The 18,135-nt window shown below is 37.6% G+C and carries 16 protein-coding genes and 1 tRNA gene; 9 read left to right on the forward strand and 8 right to left on the reverse strand.

Annotation, left to right across the window (positions count from 1 at the left end; all coding sequences use genetic code 11):
* Nucleotides 1–108: 108 nt before the first annotated feature.
* Nucleotides 109–1,149 carry a PLP-dependent cysteine synthase family protein gene (locus V7D82_RS06130; protein ID WP_333600094.1) on the forward strand — a complete coding sequence of 347 codons (1,041 nt, stop codon included), beginning with the start codon at nucleotides 109–111 and terminating at the stop codon, nucleotides 1,147–1,149.
* Between the two features lie 69 nt (nucleotides 1,150–1,218).
* On the opposite strand, the gene V7D82_RS06135 is transcribed toward V7D82_RS06130, so the two are convergent.
* From V7D82_RS06135 to fahA, 6 genes are all read right to left on the reverse strand, one after another.
* The gene (locus tag V7D82_RS06135; RefSeq protein WP_333600095.1) at nucleotides 1,219–3,129 is read right to left on the reverse strand and encodes an SPFH domain-containing protein; all 1,911 of its coding nucleotides are present in this window, start codon (nucleotides 3,127–3,129) and stop codon (nucleotides 1,219–1,221) included.
* A gap of 282 nt (nucleotides 3,130–3,411) precedes the next feature.
* The gene (locus V7D82_RS06140; protein ID WP_333600096.1) at nucleotides 3,412–4,122 is read right to left on the reverse strand and encodes a YebC/PmpR family DNA-binding transcriptional regulator; all 711 of its coding nucleotides are present in this window, start codon (nucleotides 4,120–4,122) and stop codon (nucleotides 3,412–3,414) included.
* A gap of 74 nt (nucleotides 4,123–4,196) precedes the next feature.
* Nucleotides 4,197–5,231 carry an LIC11966 family surface protein gene (locus V7D82_RS06145; protein ID WP_333600097.1) on the reverse strand — a complete coding sequence of 345 codons (1,035 nt, stop codon included), beginning with the start codon at nucleotides 5,229–5,231 and terminating at the stop codon, nucleotides 4,197–4,199.
* 4 nt (nucleotides 5,232–5,235) lie between these two features.
* On the reverse strand, nucleotides 5,236–7,260 hold the full coding sequence (locus V7D82_RS06150) for a S41 family peptidase (protein ID WP_333600098.1): 2,025 nt from the start codon (nucleotides 7,258–7,260) through the stop codon (nucleotides 5,236–5,238).
* Nucleotides 7,261–7,266: 6 nt separating this feature from the next.
* On the reverse strand, nucleotides 7,267–8,349 hold the full coding sequence (gene gcvT, locus V7D82_RS06155; RefSeq protein ID WP_333600099.1) for a glycine cleavage system aminomethyltransferase GcvT: 1,083 nt from the start codon (nucleotides 8,347–8,349) through the stop codon (nucleotides 7,267–7,269).
* Nucleotides 8,350–8,386: 37 nt separating this feature from the next.
* Nucleotides 8,387–9,670: a fumarylacetoacetase gene (gene fahA / locus V7D82_RS06160; RefSeq protein ID WP_333600100.1), complete on the reverse strand. Its 1,284-nt coding sequence runs from the start codon at nucleotides 9,668–9,670 to the stop codon at nucleotides 8,387–8,389.
* Nucleotides 9,671–9,778: 108 nt separating this feature from the next.
* Here fahA and glyA point away from each other — a divergent pair, with 108 nt between their 5' ends.
* The 6 genes from glyA to V7D82_RS06190 all read left to right on the forward strand — a co-directional run bounded on the left by glyA (nucleotide 9,779) and on the right by V7D82_RS06190 (nucleotide 15,606).
* The gene (gene glyA / locus V7D82_RS06165; RefSeq protein WP_333600101.1) at nucleotides 9,779–11,053 is read left to right on the forward strand and encodes a serine hydroxymethyltransferase; all 1,275 of its coding nucleotides are present in this window, start codon (nucleotides 9,779–9,781) and stop codon (nucleotides 11,051–11,053) included.
* A gap of 68 nt (nucleotides 11,054–11,121) precedes the next feature.
* On the forward strand, nucleotides 11,122–11,715 hold the full coding sequence (locus tag V7D82_RS06170) for a tRNA-(ms[2]io[6]A)-hydroxylase (protein WP_333600102.1): 594 nt from the start codon (nucleotides 11,122–11,124) through the stop codon (nucleotides 11,713–11,715).
* Nucleotides 11,716–11,826: 111 nt separating this feature from the next.
* Nucleotides 11,827–12,918: an efflux RND transporter periplasmic adaptor subunit gene (locus V7D82_RS06175; protein WP_333600103.1), complete on the forward strand. Its 1,092-nt coding sequence runs from the start codon at nucleotides 11,827–11,829 to the stop codon at nucleotides 12,916–12,918.
* On the forward strand, nucleotides 12,918–14,174 hold the full coding sequence (locus V7D82_RS06180) for an ABC transporter permease (protein ID WP_333600104.1): 1,257 nt from the start codon (nucleotides 12,918–12,920) through the stop codon (nucleotides 14,172–14,174). Before V7D82_RS06175 ends, V7D82_RS06180 begins: the two co-directional genes overlap by 1 nt.
* 1 nt (nucleotide 14,175) lies before the next feature.
* Nucleotides 14,176–14,853: an ABC transporter ATP-binding protein gene (locus V7D82_RS06185; protein WP_333600105.1), complete on the forward strand. Its 678-nt coding sequence runs from the start codon at nucleotides 14,176–14,178 to the stop codon at nucleotides 14,851–14,853.
* A 63-nt stretch (nucleotides 14,854–14,916) separates the two neighbouring features.
* Nucleotides 14,917–15,606, forward strand: a complete 690-nt coding sequence (locus V7D82_RS06190; protein ID WP_333600106.1) for a hypothetical protein — start codon at nucleotides 14,917–14,919, stop codon at nucleotides 15,604–15,606.
* A gap of 54 nt (nucleotides 15,607–15,660) precedes the next feature.
* Here V7D82_RS06190 and V7D82_RS06195 read toward each other — a convergent pair whose 3' ends face one another.
* Complete coding sequence (locus V7D82_RS06195) at nucleotides 15,661–16,233, reverse strand: pentapeptide repeat-containing protein (RefSeq protein WP_333600107.1); 573 nt, start codon at nucleotides 16,231–16,233, stop codon at nucleotides 15,661–15,663.
* A 160-nt stretch (nucleotides 16,234–16,393) separates the two neighbouring features.
* On the opposite strand from V7D82_RS06195, the gene V7D82_RS06200 reads away from it, so the two are divergent.
* Both V7D82_RS06200 and V7D82_RS06205 read left to right on the forward strand, forming a co-directional pair.
* Nucleotides 16,394–17,680, forward strand: a complete 1,287-nt coding sequence (locus V7D82_RS06200; protein WP_333600108.1) for an MFS transporter — start codon at nucleotides 16,394–16,396, stop codon at nucleotides 17,678–17,680.
* Nucleotides 17,681–17,780: 100 nt separating this feature from the next.
* A tRNA-Arg gene (locus V7D82_RS06205) sits at nucleotides 17,781–17,854 on the forward strand.
* Between the two features lie 87 nt (nucleotides 17,855–17,941).
* Here V7D82_RS06205 and V7D82_RS06210 read toward each other — a convergent pair.
* Complete coding sequence (locus V7D82_RS06210) at nucleotides 17,942–18,082, reverse strand: SsrA-binding protein (protein ID WP_333600109.1); 141 nt, start codon at nucleotides 18,080–18,082, stop codon at nucleotides 17,942–17,944.
* Between the last annotated feature and the right edge of the window lie 53 nt (nucleotides 18,083–18,135).

The raw sequence follows: 18,135 nt of genomic DNA on the forward strand, positions 1-18,135 counted from the left end.
TATTAGATTTAGAAGGAATAAAAAGATAGTTAAAAATATTTTATTAAATTTGCAAAGTTATAAAGTCATGTAAAATGACTGATTAATGCGCCTTGACTAATTTATTTTATGAAAGAAGATATAAAAGCTCACGATAATGTGTTAAGTTTAATAGGGAATACTCCGCTAATTAGGCTTAATAAAATCACCGAATCTTTACCAGGAAATTTTTACGCTAAGGTTGAAGCTTTCAACCCAGGTCATTCTACCAAAGACAGAATTGCATTATATATTATTGAAGAGGCTGAAAGACAAGGAATCCTTTCTCCAGGCGATACGGTCATTGAAACTACTTCGGGGAATACCGGTTTTAGTTTAGCGATGGTTAGCATCATCAAAGGGTATAATTGCATTTTAGCGGTTAGTTCAAAATCTTCCAAAGATAAAATTGATATGTTACGCAGTTTAGGGGCCAAGGTATATGTTTGCCCGGCACACGTATCTGCGGATGATGAGCGTTCTTATTACAATGTAGCCAAGCGTTTGCACGAAGAAACCAAAGGTTCGATTTATATCAATCAATATTTTAATCAACTAAATGTTGATGCGCATTACAAATCAACCGGTCCGGAAATTTGGGAACAAACCAACGGAAAAATTACCCACTTAATTGCTTGTAGCGGGACGGGTGGCACTATCTCAGGAGCTGCAAAGTATTTAAAAGAAAAGAATCCGGATATTAGAATTTTAGGAGTGGATGCTTTTGGTTCTGTATTGAAAAAATACCACGAAACCAAAGAGTTTGACGCCGAAGAAATTTATCCATACCGAATTGAAGGTTTAGGTAAAAACTTAATTCCAACGGCTACCGATTTTGATTTGATTGATCATTTCATGAAAGTAACAGATGAGGAAAGTGCCCACACTACCAGAGAAATCGCCAAGAAAGAAGGATTGTTTGTTGGTTACACATCGGGTGCTGTAATGCAAGCGATTAAACAATATGCCGAAGAAGGTGAGTTTACTGAAAACAGTAATGTAATTGCCATTTTCCCAGACCACGGTTCGCGTTATATGAGTAAAGTATTCAGTGATGATTGGATGAATGAGCAAGGTTTCTTTGACAGCATCAATGCGGAAGAAGTTCAAAAAGTGGAATTTATTAAGTAATCATTACTTTTAAGATATAAAAAAAACTCCGGGCATTGCCCGGAGTTTTTGTTTTTACAGAACTTTGGATTATTTTTTCTTCGGTTCGTCTTTATCATTTTTGGTATCCATCATTTCCATCAGTTTCATTCCCAATAAGCCACTGATGCCGCCTTCGGAACCATTAGTGCCGGAAATCAATACATCCGGAATTACTTTAATGCTGCCTTTACCAATTTCTTCGGTGATTTTGTATTTGGTAAAGTTATCACCACCCATAGCAGAAACTTGTAATTGATACGATTCCGCTGTCGATTTACCAATGGCCATAATTTTCTCAGCTTCTGCCAAACCGGTTTTAGAGATTTTCTCTGCTTCGGCGCTGGCGTTTAGTTTGGTAGCTTCGGCTTGTGCACCGGCTCTGGCTTTAGTAGCCTCTGCTTCAGCATTGGCACGCATTTTTGTGGCTTCTGCTTCGGCGTTTACATTTAGTTTTAAACTGGTAGCATCACCTTCCGCTTTCTTAACAGTTGCATCGGCGGTGCGTTGGGCAATTTCAACACTTTGCGAAGCACGAACGATTTCCTTCTGCATATCGGCAATAGCGGTTTCTTTTTCCATTCCCTGACGCTGTTCTTGCGCCATTTTTTGGGTTTGATAGGTTTTTTGCTCTTCTTCGGCAATCTTTCTGTCGGTTAATGTTTTCATCAACGAATCCGGTGGCACGATATCTCCAATCAACGTATCTACGGCATTTACATTGTATTCATCCAAAACTACTTTGATATGATTTTTAGCCGATTCCTGACGCTCTTTACGAGTGCTCAGGAATGAAATCACATCACTTTCCTGTGCCGAGTTACGGAAATAGTTACCAATGGTTGGTTCTAAAACTTGTGACACTAAGTTGGTCATGCTACCAAAACGGGCAATTACTTTTGGAGCTTCATTAGCCGGAACGTGAATAATTTGCGACACGTCCAAGTTGAATGGGAAACCATCTTTAGAACGAACCGTAATAGTTGATAAATTATGATCCAAATTATGTGATTCACTTCGGGCATCAGCCCAGTTCAACACTAGGTTGGTGGTTGGTACTGATTCCAATTTGGTCGTATATTTATTCAAAGCGTATTTACCAGGTCCCAGTGGTTCCATCCAAACTCCACGTTGCCCTTTGGAAACTATATTTCCGTGTTTGAAATGTTCTCCAGTAACATCTTTACCGTCTTCACCAATATAAGAAATGACAACGCCAACATATCCAATTGGTACATCTGTCATTGGAGTTTGCTCAATTTGAATGGCCCAAGTGTTGATGTAATATGAACCAGCTAACATTACTTGTGGCTGCAAACCACGGTTTCCACCATCATCCAAAAACTTATCAAAATCCTGAAAGTTATTGTGTGATTCTACATATTTACCGGCAATTTGCCCGATTGGAATAGGTTCACCGTCTAAAGCGGTTACCACACCCACCATATTTTCGAATATTTTGATTTGATCGGCCATAACAATTTCGAACAGAAAAGTATTGATACGATACGAACCGGTTGTGATGAAAGCTGTCTGACGTCCTTTTTGACCACCATTTTCAAGGAATGCTTTGGCATCCTGGAAATTATCGCTGGAAACTTTTCGAGCCAAAATGCGACCGGTTGGGATTTCTTTTCCGTCTTTACTCAAGACCAATCCAATTTTGCCTTCGGGGATGATGGTAAACGGAGACATATCGATAGAATATTGCCAAATCCATTTCATCCAGTATAAACCCGGAGCTAGAGTTTGCGCCTGATAACCCGCTTCGCCTTTAGTGGCAATGATACGGCCGTCGGGCAATGATTTGTCAGTTCCGAAAAGCACGAATTTTTTGGTGACTAAACCAATTTTATCTTCGGGAACGATTACCATTCCGAAGAATACACGTAAAACAAATTTGTAAAGAATAATGGATAAGACAAGTAAGACTACCCACCAATAAGAGAAAATGTCATTCATTGTTATTAATTTAAGTTGGTTTTTTTAATTGGATTTTTAAAGAGATTGTATTGGAAAATAAAAATAAATCAAATTGCAGTTCAATTGATGTTGACGCTACGTTGCGATATTTTAGAATAGTTTTCTATGATAAAAATCTGTAATTATACGGAGCGCGAGTTTGAATGTTACAACTTTTTAGTACAATTTTTTTTATAAAAAAGTAAGTGTTTAAGAATCAGTTAAATAAAAAAATCCGTTCTGTTGGTACAAAACGGATTTACTATATGAGGTAATATAAAATTATTCTTCCATCGTATGATATACGTTCATCACGTCATCATCTTCCTCAATTTTTTCGATAAGTTTTTCTACGTCAGCCATTTCAGCTTCGGTTAATTTCTTAGTAATCTGTGGGATTCGTTCAAATCCTGAAGACAAGATTTCGATACCACGACTTTCCAATTCTTTTTGAATCGCTCCAAAGCTTCCGAAAGGAGCGTAGATTAGGATTCCGTCTTCATCGGCAAAAATTTCTTCGGCACCAAAATCGATGAATTCCAATTCCATTTCTTCAATATCAATATTGTTATTCGGAATGCGGAAATTGCAAGTGTGATCAAACATGAATTCTACCGAACCTTGTGTACCTAGTGTTCCATTGCATTTGTTAAAATAACTTCTAACATTGGCCACCGTTCGGTTGTTATTGTCAGTTGCCGTTTCGATTAAGATAGCGATTCCGTGTGGGGCATAGCCTTCGAATAAAACTTCTTTATAGTTAGCAGTATCTTTATCGGTTGCTTTTTTAATGGCACGTTCTACGTTTTCTTTCGGCATGTTGGCCGATTTGGCATTTTGCATCACGGCTCTTAAACGAGAGTTGGCTTCCGGATTTGGACCGCCTTCTTTTACCGCCATTACAATATCTTTTCCGATACGAGTAAACGCTTTGGCCATAGCAGCCCAACGTTTCATTTTTCTTCCTTTTCTAAATTCAAATGCTCTTCCCATTCCTAAGAATATTATGTTTTATGTCTAAATTGAGTGCAAAAATAAGGTATTATTCGATTAATGCAAATTTGAAATTAATCTGCCGGAACGTGAGAAGAAATAAAATTATCTCCCGTGTTATTCCAATTGGTAATTACCATATTTTTTTCCTGAAAATTGGCGCTGTTGGCTTTGTTGTAGTTCTCTATTTCTTTGTTGATTTGTTTCACCATGCCATTGTAATTATCGACTTCTTCTTTGGTTTTATCTTTATCCGATTTGGCTTCCAGCGATTTTCTGGCATTGTCAAATTTCTCATTAAACATAAGGAAATCAACCACTTTCGGAACGTATTGCTGCGCTTGTTTTTTATAGTATTCTAACGCTTTTTTAGTGACAATTACCATAGTGTTGTCATTTCCAAACGCTTTCATGGTTTTTAATTTTTCCAATCCTTCATCCGCATATTGCAATAAAGCATTGGCATTTTGTTGGATTACGCCTAAATCCTTCTTTTCAATAGCGACTGACAAATTTAAATCGGTGATATTAGTTTTGAAGAATATCAGGTACAACTGAGTGTGGTAATCAAATACTTCATTTGAAATTTTCATTTTTTCACCCAATTCACTCGTGTCCTCGGTTAGATTGATGTTGTATTTCAAGGCAAATTGTTTTTGTGCCAAACTCACTTTTTCATATTCGGCGTCAATTTTTTTATTCACCAAGTCACGCGTCATAATATAGGCTTCCATCAAATCGTAGGATTGCTCCGCCACTTCTTGCATGTCAATGATTTTATCGTATTCTTCGTTGATGTTTTTTTCAGAAATGCTAAGGAAATCCAGCACCTGATTTCTATAATCCAAATCATCTTTATAGCCTGCTTTTAAATCGCTGATTTTCTTACTGGCTGTTTGGATGCTTTTTATCAGTTGTTTTCGGGTAGCATCAATCTTACGGGCGCTTTTAGAATGGGCTACAGCCGAAGTGTACTTCCACATGCTCTTTGAAATGTTTCCCTGTTCTTTTCCAATGTAAGCCAAATAGTCAACCGGCGTCTTGAATTCTTGCGCTGATAAATTTAAACTTATCAAAAATATAAAGGCGAATAGTAATTTGAATTTCATATAGTTATGGTTTTGATTGTTTTATATCGTTAAGTATATTAATTGCTTCTAAAACATGAAAGTTTTTTTTAAGATCTTTAATCCTTTCGGTGTTACAACTCTTCAAATAGTCATCATATTTTTGGTATTCATCATCCACAGAATTTTGAGTGACAGCTATCGGATACTCTTTTTCATTGGCCGATTTTATACTTTTCCATAAGGCATTGACTTTGGTGACATCAGTAAAAACGGCATCAAATTTTAGTGTGATGGGTGGTAAATTATTATCGTAGAAAGGATTGATTTTCGCATTCAAAGCTATAATGTCGTTGGCTTCTTTACTGGTTTCAATTCTTTTTTTACTTAAAGCAATCGCATTTGCATATGTTTCATTCGGCAGGCGATTATATTTCAACGTAACAGCAATTTCATCGTTTTTCAAAGCGGTATCGTTACTGTCTTCTCTAGGCATTTGCTTATCAAACAACAGCGGAATTTCAACATCCGGCGTAATGCCTATGTACTGATTGCTTTTACCTGTTATTCTGTAAAATTTCTCCAGAGTCAATTTCAGAAACTCATCATTGTTCTCATCCAATGGAAATACCCGTTGCATAGAAGCTTTTCCTAATGATTTGTTACCAATAATGATAGCTCGATTGTAATCCTGCATGGCATTGGTAAAAAACTCACTGGCCGAAGCCGAAAAACCATTTATCATTACCACCATAGGACCATTATAAATGGTACCGCGATTGGTGTCTTTTAATATTTCTTTCTTGTTTTTATTGTTGTTCATGACCGCCAACGGACCATAATCGATGAATAGCCCCGATAGCCTTATTGCTTCTTCCATAGAACCGCCGCCATCATTTTCTAAATCGATAATGATACCGTCTACATTGTCTTCCTCTAATTTGTATACTTCCTTGGTCACATCGTTGCTTACGTTTGATTTTCCGTTTTCGAAAGTGGAATAAAAGCTGGGAATTCTAATATACCCAAAAGTGGCATTATCCTTTTTTATTTTAAAGCTAAAAACGTTGTTTTGGTAATCTTTCAATATTTTTTTGACTAAACTAACGCTGTAAACTTGTCCGCTTTTTTTGCGGAAAGTGAAATCGGCCTTCTTGTATTCATTGGAACTGATGATTTCATCAATTTTTTTCATCGAGGCACAGGCAATCTCATATTCTTCGTCTTTGTATTTGATTTTAATCAACTGATCTCCTTTGTCAATTTTCTCAGTGAAATAAGCTGAACTTCCCGGAATAATGTCGTCCACAGTCATTTCATCTTTCTCTGTCATGGAAACATACAAGCCAAAAGTCAGGTTGTCAGAACTCACCGTTGAGAAAAAAGAAGCCTTTTCATTGGCTGAAAAATATTCGGTATGCGGATCAAAATAAGAGCAAAACACACTAAAGAAAATCGCTTGAAATTCAGCTTCGGTAAACTGATAACTTTCAATTTTGCATTTGGATTTATCAAATACTTTGGCTTTGCTCGTGGCTGCAATCGTATTAAAATTGGTTACTAATGAATCCTTATTGGTACTCAATTCAGCTACATCGCGAAGGGTGTTGAACAAAATCCGTTTTTTGTACAAATGTTTAACTTCGGCTTCATCTTTGGCATAAGGGAATGCTTTCTTTGAAAAAACGACACTTTCGGTACTGCTCAAAGGAAACGGCTCTTTCTCCATAGCCGCCAGCATGGTTGTATACCGCGTTATGGTTTTGTTATAGGCCAAATAAAATTCATGCAAAAAATCACAATTGTTTGCCTTGATATAGTCATCAATTTTGTACTTGTGTTTGCTGAGTTCTTTGATTTCGGGCTCAATGAATAACCTGTTTTCTTCATCCAATCGGCTTAGAAAGGTAGTAAAAACATAAACCGATAAACTATCGTCTACCGGTTTGGGTTTGTAATGGTTCTCTTGAATCAGAGCATTTAGTTTTAATAGGGTTTCACAAGGATTTTTTTCAGTTTGACTGAAAAGGACACAAGGAAAAAGAATGCCTATGATAAAGAGTTTTTTCACTAAGTTTTATTTTTTGTAAAAGGGTAGTTTGACCACTTTTGCTTTTATTTTATTGTTTCGGATTTGGATAAAAATCTCACTGTCAACCGCAGAAAATTCGGTTTTCACATAGCCCATTCCAATTCCTTTACCCAAAGATGGCGCCATAGTTCCCGAAGTTACGATTCCAATGTTGTTGCCATCGGCATCTACAATTTCGTAATCGTGGCGCGGAATTCCTCTTTCGATTAGTTCAAAACCAACCAATTTGCGGGAAACACCGGCTTCTTTTTGTTTTTTTAGGTTTTCGGAATTGGTAAACTCTTTGGTGAATTTGGTAATCCAACCCAATCCGGCCTCTAATGGCGAAGTCGTATCGTTGATATCATTGCCGTATAAACAGAATCCCATTTCCAAACGCAACGTATCACGAGCGGCTAATCCGATAGGTTTGATTCCGAAGGCTTCACCAGCTTCGAATACTTTATTCCAAACTTGCTCGGCATCTTCATTTTTGCAATAAATCTCAAATCCACCTGAACCGGTATAACCAGTTGCGGAAATGATAACGTGTTCAATTCCGGCAAAATCAGCCACTTCAAAATGGTAATACTTGATAGCCGATAAATCAATAGAAGTCAAAGATTGCATGGCTTCCACAGCTTTTGGACCTTGAATAGCCAATAGTGAATAGTCTTCTGAAATATTTCGCATGTCAACGCCCAAGTCATTGTGAGATGAAATCCAGTTCCAGTCTTTTTCAATGTTAGAAGCATTCACTACCAATAAATATTGGTTTTCTTTCATTCGGTAAACGATTAAATCGTCTACAATTCCGCCATCATTATTAGGCAAACACGAATATTGCGCCCGACCAATTTCCAATACTGATGCATCATTGGAAGTTACTTTTTGAATTAAAGCCAAGGCATTGTCGCCAGTCAGTAAAAATTCGCCCATGTGTGACACGTCAAAAACGCCCACACCATTTCTCACGGTTTCATGTTCGGCATTGACACCTTCGTATTGCACAGGCATATTGTATCCGGCAAACGGCACCATTTTGGCACCTAAACTTTCATGAATATGAGTTAAAGCTGTATTTTTCATTTTAGATTGTAGTTGTAGTATTTAAAGTTTGTTTGTTTTATTTTCTAACGAATGGCGGTAATAATTTAGAAGAAACTTCGCCAAAGCCAATGCGTACCGAACTGTTTTGGCAATAACCTTTCATGATAACGGTATCATTATCATTAATAAATTTGCGTTCGGTTCCGTCTTTCATAATGATTGGGTTTTTGCCGCCCCAAGTCAATTCAAGCATCGAGCCAAAACTATCTTCCGTTGGGCCCGAAATCGTGCCTGAACCCATCATGTCACCCGAATTGATACGGCACCCATTTGACGTATGATGCGTCAATTGTTGCGCCATCGACCAATACATGTATTTGAAATTGGATTTGGAAACTAATGTGCCTTCTACATTTTCAGGTTCTATATAGACTTCTAAATTGATATCGAAAGCATTCTTTCCTTTTTGTTGCAAATAGGGAAGTGGTGTTGGTTCTTGTTTTGGGCCTTTGGTTTTGAAAGGTTCCAAAGCATCCATAGTCACTATCCACGGAGAAATGGAAGAAGCAAAGTTTTTGGCTAAGAAGGGCCCCAGCGGTACGTATTCCCATTTCTGAATATCGCGCGCGCTCCAGTCGTTTAGTAAAACCATTCCGAAAATATAATCTTCGGCTTCACTGATTGGAATATTTTCGCCCATGATATTAGCATCCGTAGTAATAAAAGCGGTTTCCAATTCAAAATCAACCGAACGGGAAGGACCGAAAACAGGAGTGTTTTCACCATTTGGCAAGGTTTGTCCCATAGGACGATGCACCGGAATTCCGGATGGAACTATAGTAGAACTTCTGCCGTGATAACCAACCGGAATGTGAAGCCAGTTGGGCAACAAGGCATTCGCCGGATCGCGGAACATTTTACCAACATTGGTAGCGTGTTCTTTGCTGGAATAAAAATCGGTGTAATCGCCAATTAAAACAGGGAGTTGCATTTCTACATCTTCCATTTTGAAAATAACGATATCGCGGTGCTCCTGATTGTCTCTTAGTTTAGGATTGTTGCTGTCAAAAATATTTCCAATGCGGTTTCTAACTAAGCGCCAGGTTTTCTTTCCATCTGATATAAAATCATTCAGAGTATCCTGCATGAACATATCGTCAGTTAATTCAATCCCGTCGAAATAATTCAGTTGTTGTAGCGCTCCCAAATCGATGGCATAATCGCCAATTCGAGTGCCAATCGTAATCACATCTTCTTTGGTTAAAAAAACACCAAAAGGAATGTTCTGAATGGGGAAGTCACTGTTATCGGGGACGCTAAGCCAGGATTTTCGAGTAGGATTGTTAGTTGTAATGGGCATTTTATTTTGATTTAGTTGTTGAAAAATTAGTAATCAAATATATCATTTACTATTAAAGTAACAAACCATTTTTGTAATTTTGAACTCAATTTAACGAAATAATTTCAAATGCAACGCGACGAACAAATTTTTGACTTAATTCTTGAAGAACAAGAAAGACAAATCCATGGAATAGAACTTATTGCTTCTGAGAACTTTGTGAGTGATCAGGTGATGGAAGCTGCCGGTTCCGTATTAACTAATAAATATGCCGAGGGCTATCCGGGCAAAAGATATTATGGCGGCTGTGAAGTGGTAGATGTCATTGAACAAATTGCCATTGACAGAGCCAAAGCTTTATTTGGTGCCGATTATGTAAACGTGCAGCCACACTCGGGTTCACAAGCCAATACAGCGGTTTATGCTGCTTGTTTGAAACCGGGAGATAAAATTCTAGGGTTTGATTTGTCCCATGGTGGCCATTTAACACACGGTTCTCCGGTGAATTTTTCAGGGAAATTATATAATCCTGTTTTCTATGGTGTTGACCAGGAAACGGGTGTTTTGAACTATGATAAAATCCAGGAAATTGCGACAAAAGAACAGCCTAAAATGATTATCGCAGGAGCGTCAGCATATTCCCGTGATATGGATTTTGAACGTTTCCGCAAAATTGCTGATAGCGTTGGCGCTTTATTATTAGCCGATATTTCTCATCCTGCCGGTTTGATTGCCAAAGGATTGATGAATGATCCAATTCCACATTGTCATATCGTTACTACGACAACGCACAAAACATTACGTGGGCCAAGAGGCGGTATCATTATGATGGGGAAAGATTTTCCAAATCCATGGGGGTTAACTACTCCAAAAGGAGAAATCAGAATGATGTCACACGTAATTGATATGGCTGTTTTCCCTGGAAACCAAGGAGGACCTTTGGAACATATTATTGCAGCTAAAGCAGTAGCTTTTGGCGAAGCCTTGTCGGATGAATTCTTTGCTTATGCGATGCAAGTCCAAAAGAATGCCAAAGCCATGGCAGAAGCTTTCGTGAAAAGAGGATATCACTTAATCTCAGGTGGAACTGACAATCACATGATGTTGATTGATTTAAGAAACAAAAACATTTCCGGTAAAGATGCTGAAATTGCCTTGGGCAAAGCGGAAATTACGGTGAATAAAAACATGGTGCCTTTTGATGACAAATCACCATTCGTAACTTCGGGAATTCGTGTGGGAACCCCTGCCATTACTACGCGTGGTATGGTAGAAAGTGATATGGAAACTATCGTGGCTTTGATTGATAAAGCCATTACCAATCACACTAACGATGAGTTATTGGAATCGCTTGCCGATGAAGTAAACGAAATGATGAGCGAAAGAGCGATTTTTGTTTACTAAAAAAATAAAATTCAATAAAAATCAAACCTTCAAAATTACTTTTGGAGGTTTTTTTAAATAAAAATACTATGTCTGTATTGCGTTTAGAATTACCAACCGACCCGAGATGGGTAAATATAGTCGAAAAAAATATAGAAGAAATTCTAACAGATCACGCGTGGTGCGAACAAAAAGCAGCCACCAATGCCATTACCATCATCACGCATAACTCGGAGCACGAAGATTTGGTTACCGATTTATTGGCTTTAGCCAAAGAAGAAATCGACCATTTTGAGCAAGTGCATGAAATGATAAAAAAGCGCGGATTAAAACTCGGGCGCGAGCGCAAAGACGATTATGTAAATGAATTGGCGCAATACATGAAACGGAGCAATGATGGCAGTCGTGTTTCGGCTTTGGTAGAACGTTTGTTGTTTTCGGCTATGATTGAAGCGCGTAGTTGTGAGCGTTTCAAGGTGTTATCCGAAAATATTCAGGATGCAGAACTGGCTAAATTTTACAGAGATTTGATGGAAAGCGAAGCCGGACATTATACCACGTTTATCACCTATGCCCGAAAATACGGAAAAGGAATAGACGTCGAGAAACGCTGGCGCGAATGGATAGCTTTTGAAGCTACTATTATTGCTAATTATGGTAATAAAGAAACGATTCACGGTTAAAATACCATTTAAATCCTTCCTTTCGGAGGGATTTTTTTTATGATAATTGTCACACTTAAATATCTGAATTATCGTAAATTTGGATTGCTGAATTCTATAAATAGTTATTTAATGAAAGTATTAAATGCCCTTTGTTTTCTCTTTATTCCTCTTCTTATTTCCTGTTCTAAAAAAGACAATGGTGAAATTCAGCCTACAAAAGGCACCATAACCGAAAGTGTTTATGCCTCGGGCGTTGTGAAATCCGAAAATCAATATACGGTATACTCTACGGTGAATGGCGTTTTACAGAAAGTCAATGTAACCGCCGGTCAAACCATAGTGCAGGGACAATCCTTATTTCAAATTGAAAGCGACAAAGCGGCATTGAATACCGAAAATGCTCGGCTAGCCTACCAATTGAGCAACGAAAACAATCACTACATACAAGATAAGATTTCGGAAATGGAAACCAAAGTTCAGGCTGCCAAAGACAAACTGGCCTTAGACCAATCGGTTTACAATAGAAATAAAAATATCAAGCAATACAATGTGATTTCGGAAGTAGAGTATGAACGAGTGGAATTGGCTTATAAAAATTCTAAATCCAATTACGAAGCGGCTTTAAAGCAATTGTCTCAATTAAAAGCGCAATTACAAAATGAGCAAAGTCGGAGCAATATCAATTTGAAAATCAATGAAAAAGCACAAAACGATTTCAATGTAAAAAGCGCTTTTTCGGGCGAGTTGTTTGATGTGCTAGTGAAGGAAGGAACATTAATTACCACACAAACTCCATTGGCCGTTATTGGAAAAAAGAATTCGTATTTGCTCGAATTGGATGTTGACGAAAATGACATGGTAAAAGTAAAACTGGGCCAAATTATGGAAGTTACTATGGATAGTTACAAAGGCAAGGTCTTTGAAGCTACTGTTGACAAGATTTATCCAATTATGGATGTGCGTTCGCGTACATTTAAGATTGAAGCTCATTTTACTAAGCTACCGCAGCAATTGTATCCCAATCTTACTGCCGAAGCCAATATTGTCATTCAAACCAAGAAAAATGTGTTGACTATTCCTAAAAGCTATTTGGTAAACAACGAATATGTTTTGGTAAATAAAGATGAAAAGCGCAAAGTAAAAATAGGGTTAAATGATTATGAGCATGTTGAAATTCTGGATGGATTGAGTGCGGAAGAAACCATATACCCACCAAAATAATGAACTTCAAACTCATTTTAAATATCGCTTTGCACTTACTTAGAGCCCGATTGAAACAAACTATCGTAGCTGCTGTTGGTGTCACTTTTGGTATTGCAATGTTTATTACGCTGGTTAGTTTTATGAATGGCATGAACGATTTGCTGGATGGATTAATGCTCAACAGAACGCCACATGTTCGTTTATATAACGAGATAAAACCTTCTGAAAATCAACCGATATCATTTTCAGAAAAATACAAAAATAAGACCAACTTTATATCTTCGGTCAAGCCCAAAGACAGAGGTAAAGCCATCTACAATTGCAAATCGATTATCCATGCTTTGAAACAGGATAAACGGATTATTGATGTGGCTCCCAAAGTAACCACACCTGTTTTTTTTAATTCGGGAACCATAGAAATTTCAGGAGTTATTAATGGAATTGATGTGTTGGCCGAAGAAAAATTATTCAAAATCAGCGACTATATTATTGAAGGCAAAGTACCGGATTTGCTACAAAATAACAGTATTATCATCGGGAAAGGGCTGGCAGATAAAATGCTATTGAAAAAAGGAGATATTATCAAAGTCACTACTTCCAAAGGGAATTTAGCTTCGTTAAAAATTGTTGGAATCTCACAAGTTGGCATTGCGGATATTGATGATTCGATGAGTTATACCTCATTGGTAACGGCACAAAAACTATTGGGTGAGCCGACAAATTATATTACCGATATTCAAGTGAAAACCTATGATATTACTACAGCTCCGGCTTTGGCTAAAGAATTCAAAGCAAAGTTCGATTTGGACACCATTGATTATCAAACCACTAATTCGCAATTTGAAACCGGTAGTACTATTCGAAGTATTATTTCTTATGCGGTCGGAATCGTATTGCTTATTGTAGCCGGTTTTGGGATATACAATATTTTGAACATGATGATTTTTGAAAAAATGGATAGCATTGCTATTCTTAAAGCCACCGGTTTTTCGGGCAATGATGTGAAATGGATTTTTATTTCGCTTTCCATGGTAATAGGGATTACAGGAGGTTTATTTGGTTTGCTTTTTGGCTTTATCTTTTCCCATATTATTGATGTAATTCCGTTTAATACAGCCGCTTTGCCAACGATTAAGACATTTCCCATCAACTACAATCCATTGTTTTACGGTATCGGAATTACGTTTGCTATGATTACCACTTTTATTGCCGGTTTGTTTCCGGCTTTGAAAGCGAGTAGAATTGATCCTGTTGAAATTATTAGAGGAAAATAAGATGAGCAACAAAACCATAGAAGTCAAAGGGTTGAGTAAATATTTCTACGACCCGATTAAATTTCAGGTGTTGAAAGAAATCAACATGAGCGTTAATCATGGCGAATTTGTTTCCATCGTTGGGAAATCGGGCTGCGGAAAATCAACTTTGTTGTATTTACTCTCTACGATGGATACCGAGTATGAAGGACAATTATTCATACACGAAGAATTAATCACGGGAAAAGCAGATAAGGAATTGGCTCAGATTAGAAACGAAAATATTGGGTTTGTTTTTCAATTTCATTATTTGCTTTCGGAATATAATGTGCTGAAAAACGTCATGTTGCCCGGCTTGAAACTCAATAAACTTTCAGAGGCAGAAGTAGAGCACAATGCAATGGAACATCTGAAAACGTTGGACATGCAGGAACAAGCTCTGAAAATGCCCAACCAACTCAGCGGCGGACAGAAGCAAAGAGTCGCCATTGCTCGGGCACTTATCAATAATCCCTTAATTATTATGGGAGATGAGCCTACCGGAAATCTAGACAAGAAAAACAGCGATTTGGTCTTTGATATTTTTAATCAATTAACGACAGAACACAATCAAACGTTATTAATTGTAACACATGACACAGATTTTGCCAAAAGAACTCACCGAACCATAACCATGGAGGATGGTAAAATTATTTCTTAATTTTTGTTTTGTAAAGAAAATTTTATTTTATTTGTTTATCAAACCTTTAAAACCAAACTCTTTATGAAAAAATTATTTATCAGATTATCAATTCTGTGTTTAGTTATTACTGCCGTAAGTTGTAGTAAAGATGACAGTAGTAGCCAACAAACTTTTAAACCAAAAGTTTCAACAATCGATGTAAGCAAAATAGCGCCAGCTAGTATGCAAAATAGTGCGCCTGAAGCTTATGGAATGTTATCCCAAATGTCTGCTTACATGGCTATGCCAGCGGCTTACATGCAAAACCCAAACGGAAAAACTGGTGCCACCTCTGGCACATGGACTAGTGGAGGGTACACCATTGTTTACTCTTATGGTGATGACGGAACACAATACAATTTCAGTTATGTAGGGACTAACGCTCAAGGCCAACAATGTTTTAGTGTTGAAGGCTGGGAGAATATGGATGGATCTGCAGGTTCTTGGGATTATACCATTAATACAGCTGTATTAGGAGATCCAAACGGAGGAAATTACAATGTAAGCTTTGATTGGAATACCAATACACAAGGTGGATATCATTTCGATATGCATTTTGATTTGGGTTCAGTTAATTACCATTATGTGATGAATACTTTTGCCAATTATGCTGGTAATATGTCTATTTCTGAAGGTTCTACTTTGACTGACTATATCGAATGGACAGCAGCAGGAGGAACTTGGACGGATTACTCAACGGATCCGGCTGAAGTAACTACTTGGACAAACTAAGAATAACTTTAGGATATAAATTAAAAGAGGATGTAAATTTTACATCCTCTTTTTTTATTTAATAATCAAATCGTATTTTTCTAAAAGCCCTTTCAAACCTTCTGTTGAAAAGACAGCTTTCTTCAGCTTGTTTTTCTCCGGATCAATAGTGTAATCATAGCTGGTAGAGAAATCAGCTTTATTGGCAATGGTATCCATAAAAACAGTTCTTCGCAGATTGCAATTGTCGAATAAAACTTCGGTCAGATCGCTTGCCATAAAATCAACTGCTATCATGCTGCAATTGACAAACTGCATTTTTTTTAGTTTCAACGCATAGAATTTGGCATAATCCAACAAACAATCCTTAAAGTGAAATTCATAAATCACTTGATCGGTCATGGCAAAATTAACTGCCGTAAAATCACATTTGGTAAACTGAACGCCGCGTAAGGAAACATAGTTGATTTTGGTATCTTTAAAATTGCAGTCAAAGAAATTGCAATCGACAAAAGTTACCGTTTGAAAGGTACAATCGGTAAAATCACAGTTGTGAAACGTGCAGTTTTCATAGTCTTTGAATTTGATATCGGCTTCGAGAAAATAGACATCTTCAAATTTTTGATCAATAATATAATCAGAGGACATAGTCGTTTTTTTGAGCCGTAAAACTAAATAATTTATTTGGTTACTCAGCCTCATATAAATTCGGTTTATGTTAATATAACGATAAAAAGTATTTCGGACATTATCGGTTTGTGGCAAAACACTAAATTTACAACGTTATCCCAACAGCCATTTCATCTCTATGGATAAAGAAAACTCATCTCAATCAACCCCTTCCGGATTTTTTTATAAAAACCCTTCGCTCAAAATAAGGGAATTCCAATCGTTTCTTACCGCTCGTTTAGGAGTGATTTTTGCGCTAAATATGCAATCTACTATTTTGTATTATTGGGTGTATCACATTACCAACAGCAAACTTTCCTTAGGATACGTAGGACTTTCCGAAGTAATTCCGGCCATAGGCTGTTCTTTATTTGCCGGTCATTTTGTTGATTTGAGTGAAAAACGGAAAATGGTGGTCCTTTGTCTGACAGGCTATGCGTTGATCGCGATTTGTCTTTTTGTCATTGCGATGCCAGTTTCCAGCCAATATCTTTCGGTTACGGCTATGGTAAGTTTGATCTATCTGTTTGTTTTCCTTGGTGGCGTGTTGCGCTCGTTCTTCAGTCCATCAATGTTTTCATTGTTTGGATTAGTGGTACCGCGCGAGCATTATGCCAATGCCACGAGTTGGAGCAGTATGTCATGGCAACTGGGCTCTGTCTTAGGGCCTTTGGTAGCTGGAGTTTTCATCGCCTGGAAAGGAATTACTGCTGGACTATTTGCTGTGATTGTATTAGAACTGCTCTTGTTTTTCCCTGTTTTATCCATTACAGTAAAACCAATTTTGAATAAAGTCAAAGAACCCGTTTTACAGAGTGTAGCCGAAGGATTAAGATTTGTGATGCGAACACCAACGCTTTTGGCAGCGCAATGCTTGGATATGTTTTCGGTTTTGTTTGGTGGAGCCGTGGCCTTATTGCCGGTGTATCAAAAAGAAATTCTGCACGTAAACGAAATGGGTTTCGGAATCCTGCGCGCTTCACCAGGAATAGGAGCGTTGCTGACTTTAGGATTATTGGCTTTTTTACCATTGAAAAATAAACCGGGAAGAAAACTCTTTTTATGCGTTACGGGATTTGCCTTATCGATTATCATCTTCGGAATTTCAACTAATTTTTACCTTTCGGTAGTTATGCTGATACTTTCCGGCATGTTTGATGCGGTCAGTGTGGTTATTCGAAGTACCATTTTGCAATTAGTAACGCCTGATGATATGCGTGGCCGTGTTTCGGCTGTGAATACAATGTTTGTAAGTTCTTCTAATGAATTCGGTGATTTTGAGAGTGGCGTTATGGCGCATTGGTTGGGCACCGTGCGAGCGGTTGTAGTTGGCGGTTGCCTCACGATGGGTGTAATTGCCATTACTTTTTTCAAAGCTCCACAATTGCGGGAATTTAGTTTTGAAGATAAGAAGAAGGAAGAATAAGAGTTTTGGCGTAGGCTGAAAAAACACGCGTTTTTTATGTTTAAAAATCAAATTTGATTTGCAGGTTTATCAAATATAACTATATTTGCACCCACAAAAAGGCCTCGTGGCGCAACTGAATAGCGCATCTGATTACGGCTCAGAAGGTTACTGGTTTGAATCCAGTCGAGGTCACAGAAAAATTAAAAGCCCACACGAAAGTGTGGGCTTTTTTTATGGAAATTTGATTTTGAATTTGTGGAAAACTTACTGAAGTCTAACTCATTTTAAAGCTTTTTTGGTAACATAATACCGCCAGCCGATAATGGCCATTTGCCACTTTTTGGCTTTAGCCAAATCCAATTGCTGTTTGGTAAAACTGGGTAAAATCAGTTTGTTGAGTTGGGCTAATAATTTGTACATCAGTAATTGTTTCTGCAAAAATAAAAAAGACCACTGAACTAAGTGGTCTTTTT

The organism is Flavobacterium sp. (assembly GCF_036741995.1).
In the GTDB taxonomy this organism is placed as follows: Bacteria; Bacteroidota; Bacteroidia; order Flavobacteriales; family Flavobacteriaceae; genus Flavobacterium.

Excerpts from the sequence above, each read along its gene's own strand:
- V7D82_RS06130 (WP_333600094.1), top strand. The coding sequence starts at position 109 with ATGAAAGAAGATATAAAAGCTCACGATAATGTGTTAAGTTTAATAGGG.
- V7D82_RS06135 (WP_333600095.1), bottom strand. The coding sequence starts at position 3,129 with ATGAATGACATTTTCTCTTATTGGTGGGTAGTCTTACTTGTCTTATCC.
- V7D82_RS06140 (WP_333600096.1), bottom strand. The coding sequence starts at position 4,122 with ATGGGAAGAGCATTTGAATTTAGAAAAGGAAGAAAAATGAAACGTTGG.
- V7D82_RS06145 (WP_333600097.1), bottom strand. The coding sequence starts at position 5,231 with ATGAAATTCAAATTACTATTCGCCTTTATATTTTTGATAAGTTTAAAT.
- gcvT (WP_333600099.1), bottom strand. The coding sequence starts at position 8,349 with ATGAAAAATACAGCTTTAACTCATATTCATGAAAGTTTAGGTGCCAAA.
- fahA (WP_333600100.1), bottom strand. The coding sequence starts at position 9,670 with ATGCCCATTACAACTAACAATCCTACTCGAAAATCCTGGCTTAGCGTC.
- glyA (WP_333600101.1), top strand. The coding sequence starts at position 9,779 with ATGCAACGCGACGAACAAATTTTTGACTTAATTCTTGAAGAACAAGAA.
- V7D82_RS06170 (WP_333600102.1), top strand. The coding sequence starts at position 11,122 with ATGTCTGTATTGCGTTTAGAATTACCAACCGACCCGAGATGGGTAAAT.
- V7D82_RS06175 (WP_333600103.1), top strand. The coding sequence starts at position 11,827 with ATGAAAGTATTAAATGCCCTTTGTTTTCTCTTTATTCCTCTTCTTATT.
- V7D82_RS06180 (WP_333600104.1), top strand. The coding sequence starts at position 12,918 with ATGAACTTCAAACTCATTTTAAATATCGCTTTGCACTTACTTAGAGCC.
- V7D82_RS06185 (WP_333600105.1), top strand. The coding sequence starts at position 14,176 with ATGAGCAACAAAACCATAGAAGTCAAAGGGTTGAGTAAATATTTCTAC.
- V7D82_RS06190 (WP_333600106.1), top strand. The coding sequence starts at position 14,917 with ATGAAAAAATTATTTATCAGATTATCAATTCTGTGTTTAGTTATTACT.
- V7D82_RS06195 (WP_333600107.1), bottom strand. The coding sequence starts at position 16,233 with ATGTCCTCTGATTATATTATTGATCAAAAATTTGAAGATGTCTATTTT.
- V7D82_RS06200 (WP_333600108.1), top strand. The coding sequence starts at position 16,394 with ATGGATAAAGAAAACTCATCTCAATCAACCCCTTCCGGATTTTTTTAT.
- V7D82_RS06210 (WP_333600109.1), bottom strand. The coding sequence starts at position 18,082 with ATGTACAAATTATTAGCCCAACTCAACAAACTGATTTTACCCAGTTTT.